We start from the raw sequence: 16,977 nt of genomic DNA on the forward strand, positions 1-16,977 counted from the left end.
CCATGACGCAGACGACGGCCCTTCTCGATGCCGCCCCTCTCTCCACGGTTCTGGATCTGGACGCGGCGAACGTGTTGGCGGAGACGCACGTTCCGTTGGTGGCGCACCTGGTGCGCGAGACGATGGCGCGGGTGCCGTCGCATGTGGATCGTGACGACCTGCGCTCGGCTGGTCTGGTGGCGCTGGTGAAGGCGTCGCGTTCGTACGACGAGTCGCGGGGGGTGGCGTTCGGTGCGTACGCCGCGTCGCGGATCCGGGGTGCGTTGCTCGACGAGCTGCGGTCGGTGGACTGGGCGTCGCGGTCGGTGCGTCGTAAGAGTCGTGAGATCGAGGAGACCCGTAACCGGCTGGCCTCGGCGCTGGGTCAGTTCCCCGACGATGCCGCGGTCGCGCAGGCGCTGGGGATCAACGTCGCGGAGATCGCTCGGTGTGAGCAGGACGTGGCGCGGGCCGGGGTGTCGTCGCTGGATGCGGGTTCGGAGTCGGGGGAGGGCTTCGCGCTGGCTGACCTGGTCCGTTCGAACGAGGCGGGTCCCGAGGCCAGCATCGAGATGGCTGAGCGTCTGGAGTACCTGCAGGCCGCGATCGTGGAGCTGCCCGAGCGGCTGCGTGCGGTGGTCGAGGGCTACTTCCTGGAGGAGCGGCCGATGGCCGAGCTGGCCGCTGAGCTGGACGTGACGGAGTCGCGGATCTCGCAGATGCGGGCCGAGGCGCTGGTGCTGCTGAAGGACGCGCTGAACGCGGCGCTGGACCCCGAGCTCCTCACCCCGCACGCACGTCCGGGCGGTGTCGTGGCCCGTCGTCGTGACGCCTACGTCGCCGCGGTCGCGGCCCGCCAGGTCTCGGTGCGTCGTACCACCACCCTGCGCTCCACCGCCCTCGCCGGCTGACCCCGGCGCGCGCACCGGCCCTCAGCGGAACCTCAAGGTCCGCGGGGGAGTTGTTGAGGAATTCTTGGCCCGGCCCCGGGTCGATGCTGAGGCTGCTCGACTTCCATGGTCCTCATGACGGACCAGGACCAGCTCGTCGCCCAGCACCGGGATCTCGTGGCCGCCCAGGTGCGCCGGGTGCTCGCCCGAGTGCCGTCGCACGTCGACCGGCACGCGCTCCACGCCACCGCTGAGGCCGCCCTCGCGACCGCCGCGGGCACCTTCTGCCCGCGTCCCGGCACCCCCTTCGCGGCCCACGCGAGCGCCACCATCGGCCTGGCGCTCCGCGAGCTGCTCCGCTCGTTGCCCGCCGTGCCACCGTCGCCCGCGCCCGAGCTCTTCGGACGCCTGCGGATCCTGGTCGATTCGACCCTCCGATCCGGACCCTCGCCGCGTCGGCGGGTGGCTCCTCGACGTCACGGACGGGTCGTTCGTCGTACGACGACCGCACGCTTCGAGTACCCGGCGCGCGGACGGTGAGCCGGCGGGGGAGCGGGACGTCCACCCGGACGCGGGCCCCGCGCGTAAGGGAACCGTGGCGCGTGCGTCTCTTCCCTGTGGAGACCACGAGACCTGCGCGATCCGACCTCACCGGCAGCGCGACGAGGGCCTTCGTGCTCGGCCTGCCAGCCGCGGACCGGCTGGCCCTCGTGGACCTGCTGCGCGATGAGCTGGCGCGTGGCTGGATCCCGACGCGCGCCGACCTGGAGGCCGCGCTGATCGCCGTACGCGCCCGTGATGCGTGATGCGTGATGCGGCGTCTGCTAGGATGGTCGGGTGCGTACGACTCTCAGCATCGACGACCGGGTGCTGGCCGCCGCCCGCAGTCGGGCGCGGCGCGAGGGAATCTCGCTGGGTGAGGCGGTGTCACGGCTCGCGCTGATCGGCTACGAGGCCGAACGGGTCGCGGCGCGGTCGACCGCAGGCGGATTCCCGATGCTGCCCTCCGTCGAGGGTCATGTGATCACGACGGAGCTGGTCGACGACGCACTCGATGTCGAATAGCTCCCGCCTGGCGATCCCGGACGTCAACGTCCTGGTCGCGCTGACCAACCCGGCGCACGTGTTCCACACCGAGGCGCACCGGTGGCTGGGGGAGACCGAGCGCTTCGCCACCACGCCGGTCACCGAGAGCGCACTGGTGCGGCTGTTGCTGAACCCGCGGGTCACCGGGCAGTCGGTCACGACGGAGCAGGCCCTGGGCGTGCTGGCCGGGATCCGCTCCGACGCCCGCGCCGTCTTCCTCCTGGACGACACGAGCCTGGCCGACCTGGGCGTCGACGCGACCGGGCTCGTCGGCCATCAGCAGGTCACCGACTGGCACCTGCTCAACCTCGCAGTGCGCCACGACGCCGTCCTGGTCACCTTCGATCGCCGGCTCGCTCGCGCCGTTCTGCCCGAGGACGCCGATCGCCTCGTTGTGCTGGGGTAGGGCCTCGCCCAAGCATTCTCTCCATTACTTGACATAATGTAAGTTATCGGCGGTGGACTACCGGGAGTTTCCACGAGAGGGCTTTTCTGTCGCTCTGCTTAATCGAAGACCGATGTGGCCGATGACGTTCGAAGCCGTCGACGACGGTTCGTCTCGGGTCCGCTACCCACCGATTGGTCTTGCATGTCGTCCCTCAACCTCCATTGGCGCGCCGCGATCGCGGCCGGCGCCGGTGTCGCGGTCGTGCTCTCCGGTGCAGCCACGGCCACCGCGAGCGCCACGAGCGCCACGTCCAGCCACTCCCTGTCGGCCGCGCCTGGCGCTGTGCTGAGCTCGGTCACCACGCGCACGGACCGGGACTCGTCCTGGTTCGTCGATCCCCGCACCCCGAAGCAGCGCCGCGCGCAGCTCGCGGTCCCGAGCCGTCCCGAGAAGTACTCCGGGCGTCTCCGCGAGACCCGTGCGGTCTACCGCACACGCGCCGGTGCCCTCGCGGTTCCGATGCGCTGGGCCCTGGGCCACCAGCTGGTCCGCGGGCAGGCGCTCACCCTCGACGGCCAAGGGCTCTTCGACGGCGGCTCCGCCGTCCTCACCTCCCAGGCCCGCGCACAGCTTCGCCGCGCCGCCGGCTCGCTCACCAATGCCGCGTCGCTGCGCTGCGAGGGGTACGCCGACTACGGCAGCACCAATGCCGACAGCCGCACCCTGTCCAAGGCCCGCGCGAAGCGCGTGTGCGCCACGATCGCCGCCCTCAACCCCGGGCTGGCCACCACCGCCGTCAGCTACGGCTCCACCCGACCCGCGATCGTCGGCGGCAAGCCGGCGCAGCGTGACGCGAACCGCCGCGTGGTCATCCAGATGACCAGCACCCGACCCACCAAGCCCACCCCTCCGGTCGGCCCGAACAAGCCCGACGCGAAGGTCCCCGGCGCGCCCACCCTGGTCGACATGACGGGCTACGAAGGCGTCGTCCACTACTCCTTCAAGGCGCCCACCACCGACGGCGGCGCACCCATCACCGGCTACCAGGTCTCGACCGGCGGCGCCTGGACGTCCGTCAACTCCGCGCCCGCGCGACGTGCCACGCTGCTGCGGGAGCCGTGCAACGACTGCGAGAACCTGATCTACGGCTACCTCACCGGGGTCCCGGACGAGTCGACCGTCGACCTGCGCGTGCGCGCCGTCAACCGCATCGGCGCCGGCGCGCCGTCCAACACCCTCTCGGCGACCGTCATCGGACTGCCCTCCGCGCCCACCGGCCTCACGGTCACCGGCGACAACCACGCCATCACCACGACGTTCGACGCGCCCACCCGGACCGGCGGCTCCCCGATCTACGGCTACGAGATCACCTACGACGGCGGCCAGACCTGGGCACCGGCCCCCACCACCGGCGCCGGCCCCTGGACGATCACCAGTGGTGAGCGCACCAACGGCACCACGTACCAGGTCGCCGTCCGCGCCCTCAACGGCCGCGGCTACGGTCCGGCGACCATCGCGACCGAGGTCCTGGTGGCCACCGTCCCCGACGCCCCGTGGCTGAACCAGCCGGTCGACGTCTACGACACCGACCCGGTACTCACCTTCACCAGCCCCGAGCTCGACGAAGGCACCGACGGCGGATCGCCGATCACCGGCTACGAGATCACCTACGACGGCGGCCTGACCTGGTCGACCTTCCCCTACACCGCCGACCCCGAGCAGGACGGCGCGTTCCGCTTCAGCCTGTCCGACCTCACGCCTGGTACGACCTACAAGGTCACCATCCGCGCGGTCAACGCCAAGGGCAGCGGCGCCATGAGCAAGACCCGCACCCTGAAGCCCGCGGTCATCCCCGGGGCGCCGCCCGAGGTCAGCGCCAGCGCCGACGGCACCACGGTCACCCTGTCCGTCGCCGCCCCGACCTTTGACGGCGGCAACGCGATCATCGCCTACGAGGTGTCCCCCGACGGCCTCACCTGGACCCGCTACGAGCCGGCCACGACCACCATCACGCTGAGCAACCAGCCGGCCGGGACGCGCAGCTACCAGGTCCGTGCCGTCAACCAGGTCGGCCACTCCGCTGCCACGCAGTCGGACAGCGTCACGATCACCGCCGTGGTCCCGAACGCCCCGACGATCAACAACTACGGCTACTACGGAGCGGGCCAGCAGGTGGCGGTCAGCTTCACCGCCGGCAGCACCAACGGCGCCAACGTGAACGGCTACCAGATGTCCGTGGCGGGTGGCCCCTGGCTGCCGTCGGCCTCGGTCATCAACGGCAATCAGGCCATGTTCGACTGCCCTGGCATGAGCTGCGGCTGGAACTACGGCTCCTCGGTGCGCCTGCGCGCTGTCACCGACGCCGGGGTCTTCTCCGACCCCAGCGTTCCCTACGCGAGCAACCCGATCTGAGCCCAACCCGGCCCGGATCGAATCATCAGCGCGCACGGCGCCGGCACCCATCACGGGAGCCGGCGCCGTGCGCCGTCCAGGAGCGCCGCTCGCACAGCGGGCCACCGCGGGTGGACGGACTCGCCGTCGTCGGAGGGCGGTGGGCTGTCCACCGTCTGCCGCGAGGTTTCGGTGAGGTGCACCCTCCGCCGATCCGGCGCGTCGGAGGGTGGACCACTCGCCGCCGGCATGAGCCGGCGAAGGCGGACGCCGATCCTTGTTGACAAGTGCTCTGATGGGATCCGTGATGGAAGTCCTCGACCACGCCCCGGCGGCCTGGTTCCTGCTGCGTGACGGCGATGCCCTGCTGCTCGACGTGAACTGCAACCACGGCGCCGTCGGCTACTCCGTGTTGATCGAGCTGAACGGCGCTGAACGTGCCCGTTGGGAGCAGACGGGTCGGGACTATCTCGACACCCTCAGCCACGAGATCCACTTCAGCGCTCCTGCCGTCAGCAACCCGCTGGGGGGCGAGCCGTCGCCGTACCGGGCTCGCGATCTCACCCGCACGCGCCGGGACGAGGTCTCGGAGGCGGTACGGCGATGGCGCGAGACCGGAGGGACTCCGCCGCCTCGCGGTGCGAGGACCTAGGAGGAAGCGCCGACGGGTGGGACCGACCGATGGTCGACTCGTGGCGGCACCCGCAGCGTGTTCGACGCGGTGCGAATAGGATGGGCCGCACCATGACGACTCCTGCCAAGACCTCCGACGTGACCGCCCCGGCCGCTGCGGCCTACGAGCCGGTCCCCGTGCTCGCTCCCTTCGGCTGGCTGCTCACGCTCAGCGCCGCCCTCCTCGTCGTGTTCTCGACCTGGTTCATCTACGGCCACGACGCCGACGGAATGTGGGCCGGATACCGCGGTGGCATGGTGGCCACCGCGGTGGTCCTCGCGACCTTCGCGCTGCGGACCCGGATGTCGCCGACCCCGGCGATCGGGGTCATCGGCCTGGGCGGCGCGCTGCTCATCCTCTTCGCGCTCGTGTACGACGACACCACCAGCATCTTCGTCACCGAGCTCGGCGGCGGCGTGCTGATCCTGCTCGGCGCGCTGCTCGTCGCCGCCGGCCGCCGCGAGTCCTAGGACTCCTGGCCGCGACCCGTCGCGGCCTGCAGCCGGTCGATGTGCTCGGAGGCCTGGGCCTTCGTGAGGTCGGCCGGCAGCGTCTCGCCGGCCTCGCGGGCCAGGGTGTCGAGGTAGCTCCGTTGAGCGCCGGTCATCGGCTCCTCCCCCGTGACCCAGTCCTCGGGGTCCTTCTCGGTGGTGTTGCCCGCACCGGCGCCGATCACGTCGGCGGTGGGCTCGGTGGCATCGGTGTTCTCAGCGGTGGTCGAATGTGCGTTCGAGTCGGTCATGAGGTCCTGGTACCCGCTCGGCCAGCGCCCACACGGGTGGTCGTCGGATGGCCCGTCGGGGTCATGACGACCACGGTCGCCTGGGCCAACCTGATGGCCCACCCCGATGTTTCTGGTCCGTTCCGCGCAGGTTCAGCCCGTGGCGTCCGTACGTTCGGGTGAGAGCCGAACGGAGCGCACACGAGGGGAGGAAGAGCCATGTGGGACACCGTCCAGTCCAACGACGAGCACCTGTCGCACGACCGCCCCTGCCCGCGCTGCGGCCACGGGATGCACACGTTCCTCGCGTGCGGCGACGGCTGCAGCTGCGAGCCGGCAACGGCACCGGGGCAACAGCACCGAGCCGCCTGAACCGCTAGCCGATCCCCGACACGTCGGCGACCTTCCGCAGCCGCGGACGTCGTACGTCGCCGTCCTCGGGGACCTCGCCGCACCACCAGCGCATCCGCAGGCCGTCGGGCAGCACCTCCAGGACCGCGAGGTTGTTGTCGTACCAGGGGCCCTTGGTGACCCGCCAGCGCAGCGGCGAGCGCGGCATCCGCCCTCCCGTGAGCCGCCCCGTGGGTCGCGCGCGGCCCTTGCCGGCGATCGAGGTGGCCACCTTCATGAATCCCGGCAGCGGGTTGCGGATCGGCGAGCAGACCGCCTGCACGATCCGGGTCCGGAGGATGACGCCCTCCGCGGGGTCCGGCCAGGCCTCGGCGACGTAGCTGTGGTGGACGTCGCCGGACAGGAAGGTCACCGTCTGCGGCGCCCGCCCACGGCGACCCGCGCCGACGTCGAGGACCATCCGGCCGACCCGGGCGAACCCGTCCTGGAACGCCGCCCAGTGCTCCAGGTCGGCGCCCTGGCGCACCTTCTCGCCGAGCGGCTTGAGGAACGCGCCGAAGCGACCGGTGGCGACGGCCTCGCTCAGCGACTCGACGTGGTGGATCGCCGGCGCCAGCAGGAACGGCAGCGACGTGCCGACGAGCAGGTGGTCGACGTCGCCGCGCAGCTGCGCGTCGAGCCAGTCCATCTCCGGCTCGTCGAGGATCGAGCGCCGGTCGGGCTGCAGCACCCGCGCGGCCCGGGAGTCGACGACCACCAGCCGGGCCTGGGTGTCGAAGTCGCGCGAGAAGCTCCACCGGTAGCTGTCCGGACGCTGGTCGGCGTCGTCGGCCAGGCGGTCGAGCTCGTCGGTGATGTCCAGCTCCCCCGGTCCGTCGTACGTCCGGATCCGCTGCCACAGCGGGTCCTCCGCCCGCTCGGCGGGGCTGAGGTTGCCGATGTGCTGGTAGACCCAGTACGACGCCAGCCCGGACACGACCCGCTCGTGCCACCAGTCGGTGGCCTCCATCTCGCGACGCCAGCTGAGGCTGGTGTTCCAGTCGTCGCGGATGTCGTGGTCGTCGAAGATCATCGCGCTCGGCAGGGTCGAGAGCAGCCACCGGTTCGCCGGGTCGCTCCACGCGAGCCGGTAGAGGTGGGCGTACTCCTCGTAGTCCTTCAGCTCGTGCCAGGGCGACTGCTCGGGGTCGCGGCGCTGCTCGATGAACGCCTTCATCTCGTCGCTGGTGTCGTCGGCGTACACCTGGTCGCCGAGGAAGAGCACCAGGTCCGGCCAGCCGTCGGCATCCCCGTCGCCGGTCAGGCCCGCCATGTGCAGCGCGTAGGCCCGCAGGGCGTCGACTCCGTGCGCGGCGTGCCCCTTCTCGTCGTGGGAGACGCTGACCCGGCAGGAGCCGAACGCCATCCGCAGCGGCTTGCCGGGGCGCAGCGTGGCGATCACGGAGTCGCCGTACTCGCCGTCGGCGGGCGGCCAGACCCGCTCCCCGTCGACCGCGACGGAGTACGGCGTGTGGCTGCCCGGCTCGAGGCCCTCGACCTCGACCAGGGCGTAGTGGTGACCGTGCGCCGAGAACGTCGGCGCGGTGCCGGCCCGGTCGCCGGCGGTGACCACGACCGTGGCCGCCTCCTCGGTCTCGACCCAGACGGTGGCGGACGTGTCGTCGACGTGGCGCAGCAGTGGTCCGAGCCGCAGAGGGGAGGTCACGGCTCGATCAGTACCTTGATCGCGCGTCGTTCATCCATCGCCCGGTAGCCCTCGGCGACCTCGGCCAGCGGCAGCGTCAGGTCGAACACCTTCCCGGGGTCGATCTGGCCGCTGAGGACGAGCTCCAGCAGCTCGGGGAGGTAGCGCCGGACCGGCGCCATGCCGCCCGCGAGGCCGACGTTCTTGGCGAACATCGTGCGCACGGGCAGCTCGACGCCGTGCGGGACGCCGACGAACCCGACGGTCGACCCGGGGCGGGCCACGGCGAACGCGGTCTTCATCGAGGCGTCGGTGCCGACGCACTCCAGGACGGAGTCGGCCCCGACTCCCCCGGTGATCTCCTTGACGATCGCGCCGCCCTCGCGGCCGCGCTCGGCGACCACGTGGGTGGCGCCGAAGGCCCGGGCCAGCTCCTGGCGGGGCTGGTGGCGGGACATGACGATCACCTTCTCGGCGCCCATCGTGGACGCCGCGAGCACCCCGCAGAGCCCGACGGCCCCGTCGCCGACGACCACCGCGGTGCCGCCCGGTCGTACGCCGGCCGCGACCGCGGCGTGCCACCCGGTCGGCATCACGTCGGACAGCGCGAGCAGGGACGGGACCAGGGCGGCGTCGGGTACGCCGTCGGTCTTCACGAGGCTGCCCTCGGCCTGGGTGACCCGGGCGTACTCGGCCTGACCGCTGGTGGTCATCCCGAGGTTGACGCAGGCGCTCTGGATCCCGGCTCGGCAGTGGGTGCAGGTGTTGTCGCAGTGGTCGAACGGCACGACGACGAAGTCGCCGGGCCGGAACGACGTGACGTCGGCCCCGACCTCCTCGACGATGCCGACGCACTCGTGGCCGATCGTGTGGCCCGGCGTGATGTCGTTCTCGCCGCGGTAGGGCCACAGGTCCGAGCCGCAGATGCAGCCGGCGGTGATGCGGACGATCGCGTCGGTGGGCGCCTCGATGGTGGGGTCGGGGACCTCCGACACGCGGATGTCCCCGGGGGCGTGCAGGGTGGTGGCTCGCATGGTGGCATCCTTGCAGGGCCCCCCCACTCCCCCTCCCCGGCGGCCCTTCCTCGCGCGCCGCGCCCGGGTCGCGCACGTTGTTGCGTTATCTCACATGTGAGTTACCGTGGTCGACATGACCGAGGGATACAAGGGCCGCATCGGGAACCTCATCCGCGACGCGCGCAAGCACCGGGGGCTGACGCAGCAGCAGCTCGCCGAGCTGCTCGCCACCAGCCAGAGCGCCATCAACCGGATCGAGAAGGGCCACCAGAACCTCTCCCTGGAGATGCTGGCGCGCATCGGCGCCGCACTCGACTCCGAGATCGTCGCCCTGGGCGCCGGGCCGACCCACCTGCGGGTGACCGGGCCGACGACGCTCTCCGGCACCATCGACGTGAAGACCTCCAAGAACGCCGGCGTCGCACTGCTCTGCGCCTCGCTGCTCAACCGGGGCCGGACCACGCTGCGCAAGGTGGCCCGCATCGAGGAGGTCAACCGGCTGCTGGAGGTGCTCGGCAGCCTCGGCGTGCAGACCAAGTGGCTCAACGCCGACAACGACCTCGAGATCATCCCGCCGCGCGACCTCGACCTGGACCACATCGACGAGGCCGCGGCCCGTCGTACGCGCTCGGTGATCATGTTCCTCGGCCCGCTGCTCCACCGCGCCGACACCTTCGAGCTCCCGTACGCCGGCGGCTGCAACCTGGGCACCCGCACGGTCGAGCCGCACATGGCGGCGCTGCGGCCGTTCGGGCTGGAGGTCAAGGCGACCGACGGGATGTACCACGCGCAGGTCAACCGGGCCATCGAGCCGGGCCGCCCGATCGTGCTGACCGAGCGTGGCGACACCGTCACCGAGAACGCCCTGATGGCCGCGGCGCTGCACCCGGGCACGACCGTCATCCGTAACGCCTCGTCCAACTACATGGTCCAGGACCTGTGCTTCTACCTGCAGCGCCTCGGCGTCACGGTCGACGGCATCGGCACCACCACCCTGACCGTCACCGGTGTCGAGCAGATCGACGTCGACGTCGACTACGCGCCCAGCGAGGACCCGATCGAGGCGATGTCGCTGCTCGCCGCCGCGATCGTGACCAAGTCCGAGATCACCATCCGCCGCGTCCCGATCGAGTTCCTCGAGATCGAGCTCGCGCTGCTGGAGGAGATGGGCTTCCAGTACCACCGCTCCGACGAGTACGTCGCCGAGAACGGCCACACCCGCCTGGTCGACCTCACCACGAAGCCGTCCCAGCTGCACGCGCCGCTCGACAAGATCCACCCGATGCCGTTCCCGGGTCTCAACATCGACAACCTGCCGTTCTTCGCGGTCATCGCCGCGGTCGCCGAGGGCCAGACCCTGCTGCACGACTGGGTCTACGAGAACCGGGCCATCTACCTCACCGACCTCAACAAGCTCGGCGGACAGGTCAAGCTGCTCGACCCGCACCGAGTGATGATCGAGGGCCCGACGTCGTTCACCGGCACCGAGCTGGTCTGCCCGCCGGCACTGCGCCCGGCCGTGGTGATCCTGCTGGCCATGCTGGCCTCGAAGGGGACCTCGGTGCTGCGCGGCACCTACGTCATCCACCGCGGCTACGAGGACCTCGCCGAGCGTCTCAACCTGCTCGGCGCCCAGATCGAGCCCTTCCGGGACATCTGAGCGCGCGTCGTCCCCCCCCGAGCTTGCTCGGGGGGACGACGAGTCGCGCGCCAGGTCGAGTAGCCCCGCGGCTGAGGAACGAAGCCGCGACGGGCGTATCGAGTCCGTGATCCGGGGTCTCGATACGCTCGCTGGCGCTCGCTACTCGACCAACGAGTGGGAGGCGCTCGCAACTCGACCAACGAGGGTGACGCTCGGTCACGACCTCCTGCGCGGCGCGCTCAGAACAGCGTCTCCACCCAGGCCCGGGCGGGCAGTCGCGTGGGCGGCGGGGCCGCCTCCATGTCCGGAGTGATCCGGGGCATCGGGGCGGTGTGCTGGCCGGCGTATCGGTGCCAGTCGGTCTCGGCCTCCACGAGCGCGCCGAGCGCGGTCTGCGGGAGGAACACGCCGTGCCCCTCCGGGCACTGCTGGACGGACGCGGCGCCGGCGGGGGTCTCCACCATTCCGGTGCCGCACTGGGGGCAGCTCATCGTCATGCCCCGACGGTAGACCCGATCCCTGTGCGGCTCCTGAATGCTCGCCGTGAGGCGCGCCGACGCCGACCGGTCCGCAAACGGCACCTCGGAGGCCGCGGACGTGGATACTGCTCGCGTGACCACGCCGCGCACCGGGTTCGGCTACCTCGACGCCGTTCTCGACCGGCCGGGGAGCGCCCTGGCCCTCGCCCACCGGGGCGGGGCCTATCACCCCGAGATCGAGGGGCTCGAGAACACCCTCGCCGCGTTCAAGCACGCGGCCTCCCTGGGGTACGAGTACCTCGAGACCGACGTCCACGTGACCCGTGACGGAGTGCTGCTCGCCTTCCACGACGCGGTGCTCGACCGGGTGACCGACCGTCAGGGCGCCATCGCCGCGCTCACGTACGCCGAGGTGCGTGGCGCGCACGTCGCCGGGCGTGAGGAGGTCCCGACCCTGGCCCGGCTCTTCGACGAGTTCCCCACGGCCCGCTTCAACATCGACCTCAAGTCGGAGGGCGCCGTCCCGGCGCTCGCGGAGTTCATCGCCGCGCGCGAGGCGTGGGACCGGGTGCTGGTCGGCTCGTTCTCGCCGCGCCGGCTGCAGCTGTTCCGCCGCCTCACCGGCGGCCGCGTGCCGACCTCCGCCCACCCGCTGGAGGTCGTCGCGTTCCGGCTGCTGCCGTCCGGTCGGCTCGCGGACCTGGTCACCCGCGGCCGCGTCGCGGCGCTCCAGATCCCACGCCGCCGCGGCCGCGTGGTGCTCACCACGCGGGGTCTGGTCCGTCGGGCGCACGCCGCCGGCAAGCACGTCCACGTGTGGACCGTGGACGACCCGGCCGAGATGAGGGAGCTGCTCGACCTCGGGGTCGACGGGCTGTTCACCGACCGCACCGACGTGCTCAAGGCCGTGCTCACCGAGCGCGGACAGTGGAGGGGATGACGCGATGACGACCACCGACCCGAGCGGGCCGACCACCGAGCGAGCGCGTGAGCAGCGCGCCTGGTACTGGTACGACTGGGCCAACAGCGCCTACGTCACCACGATCGCCGCGGTGCTGTTCGCGCCGTACCTCACCTCGGTCGCGGAGAAGGCCGCCTGCGGCTTCGTCACCGACGAGGACAAGGGTCTGAAGTGCACCGACGACCTGTCGATCCTCGGGCTCGACGTCTCCCCCGGCTCCCTGGTCTTCTACATCGTCACGGTCAGCACCCTGATCTCGGCCGTGGTACTCCCGGTCGTCGGGGCGATCGCCGACCGCTCCTCGCAGAAGACGACGCTGATGGCCCGGTTCGCCTGGGCCGGCAGCCTCTTCGCGATGTGCATGTTCTTCGTCACCGGCAGCAACTGGCAGCTCGGCGCCGCCCTGCTCGTCGCGGCGACGCTCTGCCTCGGCTCCAGCCTCGTCGTGTACGACGCGATCCTGTGCGACATCGCCGAGCCGCACGAGCGTGACCGTGTCTCGTCGCGCGGCTGGGCCATGGGCTACCTGGGCGGTGGCATCCTGCTGGCCCTCAACTTCGGCCTGCTGTCGGTCGTGGACGACACCGCGCTCGCCGTCCGGATCAGCCTGCTCAGCGCGGGCATCTGGTGGGCGGCCTTCACGATCATCCCGTTCCGCGGAGTCCGCAACCGTCCGGCCACCAACCTCGTCCCCGAGGACGGCAGCCTGGTCCGTCAGTCGTTCGGACAGCTCTGGCACACGCTGAAGGACCTGCGCGGCTACCCCGTCACGCTGACCTTCCTGATCGGGTACCTCTTCTACAACGACGGCATCCAGACGGTGATCTACGCCGCGTCCGTGTACGGCGAGAAGCAGCTCGGCTTCGAGGCGAGCACGGTCCTGTCGGCGTTCCTCGTCGTCCAGTTCGTCGGCATCGCGGGGGCTCTGCTGTTCGGGCGGATCGCGCAGAAGCGCGGCGCGCACGCCACCATCCTCGGCGGCCTCGTCATCTGGATCGTCGTGGTGGTCCTCGGCTACTTCACCCCCGCCGACAACTTCGCCCTCTTCCTGGCCCTGGCCGCTGGCATCGGCCTGGTCCTCGGCGGCACCCAGGCGCTCAGCCGCTCGTTCTTCAGCCAGCTCATCCCCCGCGGGCGCGAGGCGGAGTACTTCTCCCTCTATCAGGCCTGCGAACGTGGGACGAGCTGGGTCGGCACCCTCATCTTCGGCCTCGTCCACCAGTGGACCGATTCCTACCGGCCGGCCCTGCTTGCGCTGATCGCCCTGTTCGTCATCGGCTTCTTCTTCCTCTACCGCGTCGACACCGCACGCGGCATCCGCGAGGCCGGCAACGAGGTCCCTGCGGTCGTCTAGACGCCTCGGTTGACCCGGCGTCCGGCCGGGTACCTGAGAGGAAGCCGAGAATCGCCGATTGTCGGAATCTCGGACCGCTCAGTACCGTTGAAGACTTCTGAGAGGCACCATCCAGGTCCTCTCGGTCAGTCGTCCACGGGGGACAGAAAACGGAGGTGCCTCATGGCGGAGCGCACATTGCGCGGTGCCCGACTCGGAGGCCAGAGCTTCGAGGACGAGCGCGGGATCGAGTTCGCGGCTCGTCAGCAGGTCGGTTACCGGTGCCCGCAGGGGCACGAGTTCGAGATCACCATGTCGGTCGAGGCCGACGTCCCGGCCATCTGGGAGTGCCCGCGCTGCGGTGCTGAGAGCCTCAGCACCTCGGGCATCCAGCCGGAGGCGAAGAACGAGAAGCCGGCCCGCACCCACTGGGACATGCTGCTGGAGCGCCGCTCCGAGAAGGAGCTCGAGGACATCCTCAAGGAGCGCCTGGAGCTGCTGCGCGGCGGCGAGATCGGTCCGGCGCACCTGCACCGGGCCAACGCGAAGAAGCGCAAGGCGACCGCCTGAGCCAGCCCTCCGCGGGCGCTCAGGAGTCGTCGACGACCTCGCCCCGGACCACGGACCCGTCGGGTCCCGGTCCGGGGCGACGTGCGTTCCGGGGCGCGGCGATGAGTCGGGCCGTGACCACGCGGGTCAGCAGGCCGCGGAAGGCCGGCCGGGTGAACGGCAGGATCAGCAGGATGCCGAAGGCATCGGTGACGAACCCCGGGCTCAGCATGAGCGTGCCGCCGACCAGGATGAGACCGCCGTCGGCGAGCTCGCGCGCCGGCATCCGGCCGCTCTCGAGGGCGCTGCGCAGCGCGGCGAACGCGCGGCCGCCCTCGCGGCGGATCAGCCAGGTGCCGAAGATGCTGTCGAGCACCAGCAGCAGGATCGTCCACCAGGGCCCGATGACCTGTCCGACCTGGATCAGGACGTAGATCTCGGCCAGGGGGACGACCACGAAGAGGACGAAGAGCACCCAGCGGGTGCTGCGGCGGCGAGGGCTCACGAGCGACTCCTCCAGGACCGGTCCCGCCAGGCCCGTCGTACCTGGTCGCGGCGCTCGCGCAGGCCCCACCAGGTGATCCGTTTTAGCGACTCGGTGGCCACCGCGCCGCTCATCTTCGAGTCGCCGCGCTCGCGCTCGACGAACTCGATCGGCACCTCGCGCACCGTCAGCCCGGCGTTCAGGGTCCGGGCGACCATGTCGGTCTGGAAGACGTAGCCCGTCGAGCGCACCGAGTCGAGGTCGATCTTCTCCAGGGTGCCGCGCCGGAACAGCCGGAACCCGGCGGTGGCGTCGCGGACCCGGATGCCGAGCAGCAGCCGCACGTAGAGGTTGCCGCCGCGCGAGAGCAGCTCCCGGGAGCGCGGCCAGTTGACCACCGAGCCCCCGGGCACGTACCGCGAGCCGATCACCAGGTCGGCGTCGGCCAGGGCGTCGAGCAGCAGGCCCAGCTGCTCGGGCTGGTGGGAGCCGTCGGCGTCCATCTCGCCGATGACGTCGTACCCCTCGGCGAGGGCGTGGGCGAAGCCGTGCCGGTACGCCGCCCCGAGCCCACCCTTGGCGGTGCGGTGCAGGACCTTGACGTGGTCATCGGCCGCGGCGAGCTCGTCGGCGATCCGGCCGGTCCCGTCCGGGGAGTCGTCGTCGACGACGAGGACGTCGACCTCGGGCTGCGCGCGGCGCAGCCGGTCGACGATCCAGGCCAGGTTGGCCGCTTCGTCGTACGTCGGGACCACGACCACGACACGTCCCAGCTCGACGTGGGGTGTGGTGCTCACGCGAGAAGCCTCATTCCTGCTTCGTCTCCTGCAGCCGGGGTCCGTCCGGACCGGGTTCAACGGGTCGCGGAAGTGTCCGCCTCCGACGATACGTGAGCATGGCGAGGACGAGGCCGGCCAGTGTCGCAGCGATGCACAGTCGCGCCACCCAGGGGCCGACCCGGATCCCGGGCGGCACGTCGTCGACCAGCCCGACCTCCTCGACGAGCACCGCCGTGGTGCGCGGGTCGGCCGTCGCCACCACGGTCCCGTCGGGGGCGACGATCCCGCTGAGTCCGTTGGTCGAGGCCACCGTCAGCCACCGGCCGGTCTCGATCGCGCGGAGCCGGGTGATCGCGAACTGCTGGTCGATCTGGTCGCTGCCCATGAAGGAGGCGTTGCTCGTCTGCACCACCATCAGCTCGGCCCCGCGGGTCAGCTGGGCCTGGATGCCACCGTCGTAGGCGACGTCGAAGCAGATGGCGTCGGCGATCCGCACGCCGGCGACCGTGAGCGGCTCCTCGCGGGTCCCGCGGAGCATGTCGCGGCCGATGCTGGACAGGTCGCCGATGTTGTAGTCGAGGTACTTCCGGAAGGGGATGTACTCGCCCCAGGGCACCGGGTTCTGCTTCGTGTACCGCTCCCCCGCGCCCGTGACCGGGTCCCACACGATGCCCTGGTTGAGCACGTGGCCGGGGTCGCCGTCGACGATCGCCCCGACCAGCACTGGGACGTCGACCGCGGCGACGGCCTCGCGGATCCCGTCGCCGATCACCTGCCGGTTGAAGGGGTCCGAGGCGGTGGAGTTCTCGGGCCAGACCACGAAGTCGGGCGCCGGCACGTCGCCGGCTCGTACGTCGTCCGCGAGCTCCACGGTGGCGCGGACGTGGTTCTCGGTGACGCCGTCGGGGTCGTAGAGGATGTCGTTGCCGGGCCCCGGCACGTCACCCTGCACGACCGCGACCGTCGTGGAGCCCACCTCGTCCGGGGTGTACGACGCCAGCGCGGGCACCGCCAGCACCGCGACGAGGGCCGCGACCGCCCCCAGCGCGAACCGGCGCTCACGACCCTCGGCGACCACCACCCAGGCCAGCAGCGCCCCGGCCAGGGCCAGCAGCGCGGTGACACCGACCATCCCGACGTACGGGAGCGAGGCGGCGACCGGGGTGTCGACGGTGGCGAACGCCAGCCGGCCCCAGGGCATCCCGCTGAAGGGCCAGCCGCTGCGCAGCACCTCGACGGCGACCCAGGCTGCGGTGACCCACAGCGGCCACCAGCGGCGAGCGCCGAGGACGGCGACGACCGCGCCCAGGACGCCGTAGAAGAAGGCCTCGATGCCGGCTAGGGCGAGCCACGCGGGCAGGGCCACCACGTGCATCCACCAGATGTGCACGTAGTAGAAGGAGACGCCGAAGACCAGGCCGACCCACCAGCCCTGGCGCGCCCGGAGGCCGCGCACGGAGAGGAAGAAGCCGGCGACCGCGAACGGCAGCACGATCGGGGCGGCGACGGGCTCGAAGGCCAGGGAGAGGACCACTCCGGCGACGAGGGCCAGCAGGATCCGCTTCAGCACA

19 protein-coding genes are annotated in these 16,977 nt (G+C 71.3%); 12 read left to right on the top strand and 7 right to left on the bottom strand.

Annotation, left to right across the window (positions count from 1 at the left end):
* Nucleotides 1-2 precede the first annotated feature (2 nt).
* From V7S47_RS17940 to V7S47_RS17975, 8 genes are all read left to right on the top strand, one after another.
* Nucleotides 3-890 carry a sigma-70 family RNA polymerase sigma factor gene (locus V7S47_RS17940; RefSeq protein ID WP_336562848.1) on the top strand — a complete coding sequence of 296 codons (888 nt, stop codon included), beginning with the start codon at nt 3-5 and terminating at the stop codon, nt 888-890.
* Between the two features lie 114 nt (nt 891-1,004).
* The gene (locus V7S47_RS17945) at nt 1,005-1,409 is read left to right on the top strand and encodes a hypothetical protein (RefSeq protein WP_336562849.1); all 405 of its coding nucleotides are present in this window, start codon (nt 1,005-1,007) and stop codon (nt 1,407-1,409) included.
* Nucleotides 1,410-1,543: 134 nt separating this feature from the next.
* Nucleotides 1,544-1,675 carry a hypothetical protein gene (locus tag V7S47_RS17950; protein ID WP_257024078.1) on the top strand — a complete coding sequence of 44 codons (132 nt, stop codon included), beginning with the start codon at nt 1,544-1,546 and terminating at the stop codon, nt 1,673-1,675.
* Between the two features lie 31 nt (nt 1,676-1,706).
* A complete protein-coding gene (locus tag V7S47_RS17955) occupies nt 1,707-1,934 on the top strand; it encodes a hypothetical protein (RefSeq protein ID WP_336562850.1) in 228 nt (75 codons plus the stop codon).
* Nucleotides 1,924-2,361 (top strand): TA system VapC family ribonuclease toxin, encoded by a 438-nt coding sequence (locus V7S47_RS17960; RefSeq protein WP_336562851.1) that lies wholly within the window; start codon nt 1,924-1,926, stop codon nt 2,359-2,361. The genes V7S47_RS17955 and V7S47_RS17960 overlap by 11 nt, the downstream gene beginning before the upstream one ends.
* Before the next feature lie 183 nt (nt 2,362-2,544).
* Entirely contained in the window at nt 2,545-4,755 is a 2,211-nt protein-coding gene (locus V7S47_RS17965) for a fibronectin type III domain-containing protein (RefSeq protein ID WP_336562852.1), read from the top strand.
* 286 nt (nt 4,756-5,041) lie between these two features.
* The gene (locus tag V7S47_RS17970; RefSeq protein WP_336562853.1) at nt 5,042-5,386 is read left to right on the top strand and encodes a hypothetical protein; all 345 of its coding nucleotides are present in this window, start codon (nt 5,042-5,044) and stop codon (nt 5,384-5,386) included.
* A 92-nt stretch (nt 5,387-5,478) separates the two neighbouring features.
* Nucleotides 5,479-5,877 (top strand): hypothetical protein, encoded by a 399-nt coding sequence (locus V7S47_RS17975; RefSeq protein ID WP_090856558.1) that lies wholly within the window; start codon nt 5,479-5,481, stop codon nt 5,875-5,877.
* On the opposite strand, the gene V7S47_RS17980 is transcribed toward V7S47_RS17975, so the two are convergent.
* From V7S47_RS17980 to V7S47_RS17990, 3 genes are all read right to left on the bottom strand, one after another.
* Nucleotides 5,874-6,149, bottom strand: a complete 276-nt coding sequence (locus tag V7S47_RS17980; protein WP_336562854.1) for a DUF3072 domain-containing protein — start codon at nt 6,147-6,149, stop codon at nt 5,874-5,876. The two genes, V7S47_RS17975 and V7S47_RS17980, sit on opposite strands and share 4 nt — an antisense overlap.
* A 355-nt stretch (nt 6,150-6,504) precedes the next feature.
* Complete coding sequence (locus V7S47_RS17985) at nt 6,505-8,184, bottom strand: alkaline phosphatase D family protein (RefSeq protein WP_336562855.1); 1,680 nt, start codon at nt 8,182-8,184, stop codon at nt 6,505-6,507.
* Nucleotides 8,181-9,197: a zinc-dependent alcohol dehydrogenase family protein gene (locus V7S47_RS17990; protein WP_336562856.1), complete on the bottom strand. Its 1,017-nt coding sequence runs from the start codon at nt 9,195-9,197 to the stop codon at nt 8,181-8,183. The genes V7S47_RS17985 and V7S47_RS17990 overlap by 4 nt, the downstream gene beginning before the upstream one ends.
* A gap of 115 nt (nt 9,198-9,312) precedes the next feature.
* Here V7S47_RS17990 and V7S47_RS17995 point away from each other — a divergent pair, with 115 nt between their 5' ends.
* A complete protein-coding gene (locus V7S47_RS17995) occupies nt 9,313-10,839 on the top strand; it encodes a helix-turn-helix domain-containing protein (RefSeq protein WP_090856673.1) in 1,527 nt (508 codons plus the stop codon).
* Nucleotides 10,840-11,060: 221 nt separating this feature from the next.
* Here the strand turns inward: V7S47_RS17995 and V7S47_RS18000 are convergent, their stop codons facing one another.
* Entirely contained in the window at nt 11,061-11,318 is a 258-nt protein-coding gene (locus V7S47_RS18000; protein ID WP_336562857.1) for a zf-TFIIB domain-containing protein, read from the bottom strand.
* 115 nt (nt 11,319-11,433) lie between these two features.
* On the opposite strand from V7S47_RS18000, the gene V7S47_RS18005 reads away from it, so the two are divergent.
* From V7S47_RS18005 to V7S47_RS18015, 3 genes are all read left to right on the top strand, one after another.
* Nucleotides 11,434-12,240 carry a glycerophosphodiester phosphodiesterase gene (locus tag V7S47_RS18005; RefSeq protein ID WP_336562858.1) on the top strand — a complete coding sequence of 269 codons (807 nt, stop codon included), beginning with the start codon at nt 11,434-11,436 and terminating at the stop codon, nt 12,238-12,240.
* A 4-nt stretch (nt 12,241-12,244) separates the two neighbouring features.
* Entirely contained in the window at nt 12,245-13,615 is a 1,371-nt protein-coding gene (locus V7S47_RS18010; protein ID WP_090856542.1) for an MFS transporter, read from the top strand.
* 162 nt (nt 13,616-13,777) lie between these two features.
* The gene (locus V7S47_RS18015) at nt 13,778-14,164 is read left to right on the top strand and encodes an RNA polymerase-binding protein RbpA (RefSeq protein WP_090856539.1); all 387 of its coding nucleotides are present in this window, start codon (nt 13,778-13,780) and stop codon (nt 14,162-14,164) included.
* Between the two features lie 19 nt (nt 14,165-14,183).
* On the opposite strand, the gene V7S47_RS18020 is transcribed toward V7S47_RS18015, so the two are convergent.
* From V7S47_RS18020 to lnt, 3 genes are read right to left on the bottom strand one after another with little or no spacing between them, the layout of a single operon-like run.
* Nucleotides 14,184-14,648 (bottom strand): FxsA family protein, encoded by a 465-nt coding sequence (locus tag V7S47_RS18020; RefSeq protein ID WP_336562859.1) that lies wholly within the window; start codon nt 14,646-14,648, stop codon nt 14,184-14,186.
* Nucleotides 14,645-15,424: a polyprenol monophosphomannose synthase gene (locus V7S47_RS18025; protein ID WP_336562860.1), complete on the bottom strand. Its 780-nt coding sequence runs from the start codon at nt 15,422-15,424 to the stop codon at nt 14,645-14,647. The genes V7S47_RS18020 and V7S47_RS18025 overlap by 4 nt, the downstream gene beginning before the upstream one ends.
* A 10-nt stretch (nt 15,425-15,434) precedes the next feature.
* Nucleotides 15,435-16,976 (bottom strand): apolipoprotein N-acyltransferase, encoded by a 1,542-nt coding sequence (lnt, locus tag V7S47_RS18030; RefSeq protein ID WP_336562861.1) that lies wholly within the window; start codon nt 16,974-16,976, stop codon nt 15,435-15,437.
* Between the last annotated feature and the right edge of the window lies 1 nt (nt 16,977).

It is taken from the genome of Nocardioides sp. CCNWLW216, from assembly GCF_037120545.1.
Classification (GTDB): domain Bacteria; phylum Actinomycetota; class Actinomycetes; order Propionibacteriales; family Nocardioidaceae; genus Nocardioides; species Nocardioides lianchengensis.

What these genes read in the sequence shown, in the direction of transcription:
- V7S47_RS17980 (WP_336562854.1), bottom strand. Translation starts at nt 6,149, where the DNA reads ATGACCGACTCGAACGCACATTCGACCACCGCTGAGAACACCGATGCC.
- V7S47_RS18010 (WP_090856542.1), top strand. Translation starts at nt 12,245, where the DNA reads ATGACGACCACCGACCCGAGCGGGCCGACCACCGAGCGAGCGCGTGAG.
- V7S47_RS17960 (WP_336562851.1), top strand. Translation starts at nt 1,924, where the DNA reads ATGTCGAATAGCTCCCGCCTGGCGATCCCGGACGTCAACGTCCTGGTC.
- V7S47_RS18000 (WP_336562857.1), bottom strand. Translation starts at nt 11,318, where the DNA reads ATGACGATGAGCTGCCCCCAGTGCGGCACCGGAATGGTGGAGACCCCC.
- V7S47_RS17940 (WP_336562848.1), top strand. Translation starts at nt 3, where the DNA reads ATGACGCAGACGACGGCCCTTCTCGATGCCGCCCCTCTCTCCACGGTT.
- V7S47_RS17970 (WP_336562853.1), top strand. Translation starts at nt 5,042, where the DNA reads ATGGAAGTCCTCGACCACGCCCCGGCGGCCTGGTTCCTGCTGCGTGAC.
- V7S47_RS18015 (WP_090856539.1), top strand. Translation starts at nt 13,778, where the DNA reads ATGGCGGAGCGCACATTGCGCGGTGCCCGACTCGGAGGCCAGAGCTTC.
- V7S47_RS17995 (WP_090856673.1), top strand. Translation starts at nt 9,313, where the DNA reads ATGACCGAGGGATACAAGGGCCGCATCGGGAACCTCATCCGCGACGCG.
- V7S47_RS17945 (WP_336562849.1), top strand. Translation starts at nt 1,005, where the DNA reads ATGACGGACCAGGACCAGCTCGTCGCCCAGCACCGGGATCTCGTGGCC.
- V7S47_RS17975 (WP_090856558.1), top strand. Translation starts at nt 5,479, where the DNA reads ATGACGACTCCTGCCAAGACCTCCGACGTGACCGCCCCGGCCGCTGCG.
- V7S47_RS17965 (WP_336562852.1), top strand. Translation starts at nt 2,545, where the DNA reads ATGTCGTCCCTCAACCTCCATTGGCGCGCCGCGATCGCGGCCGGCGCC.
- V7S47_RS17990 (WP_336562856.1), bottom strand. Translation starts at nt 9,197, where the DNA reads ATGCGAGCCACCACCCTGCACGCCCCCGGGGACATCCGCGTGTCGGAG.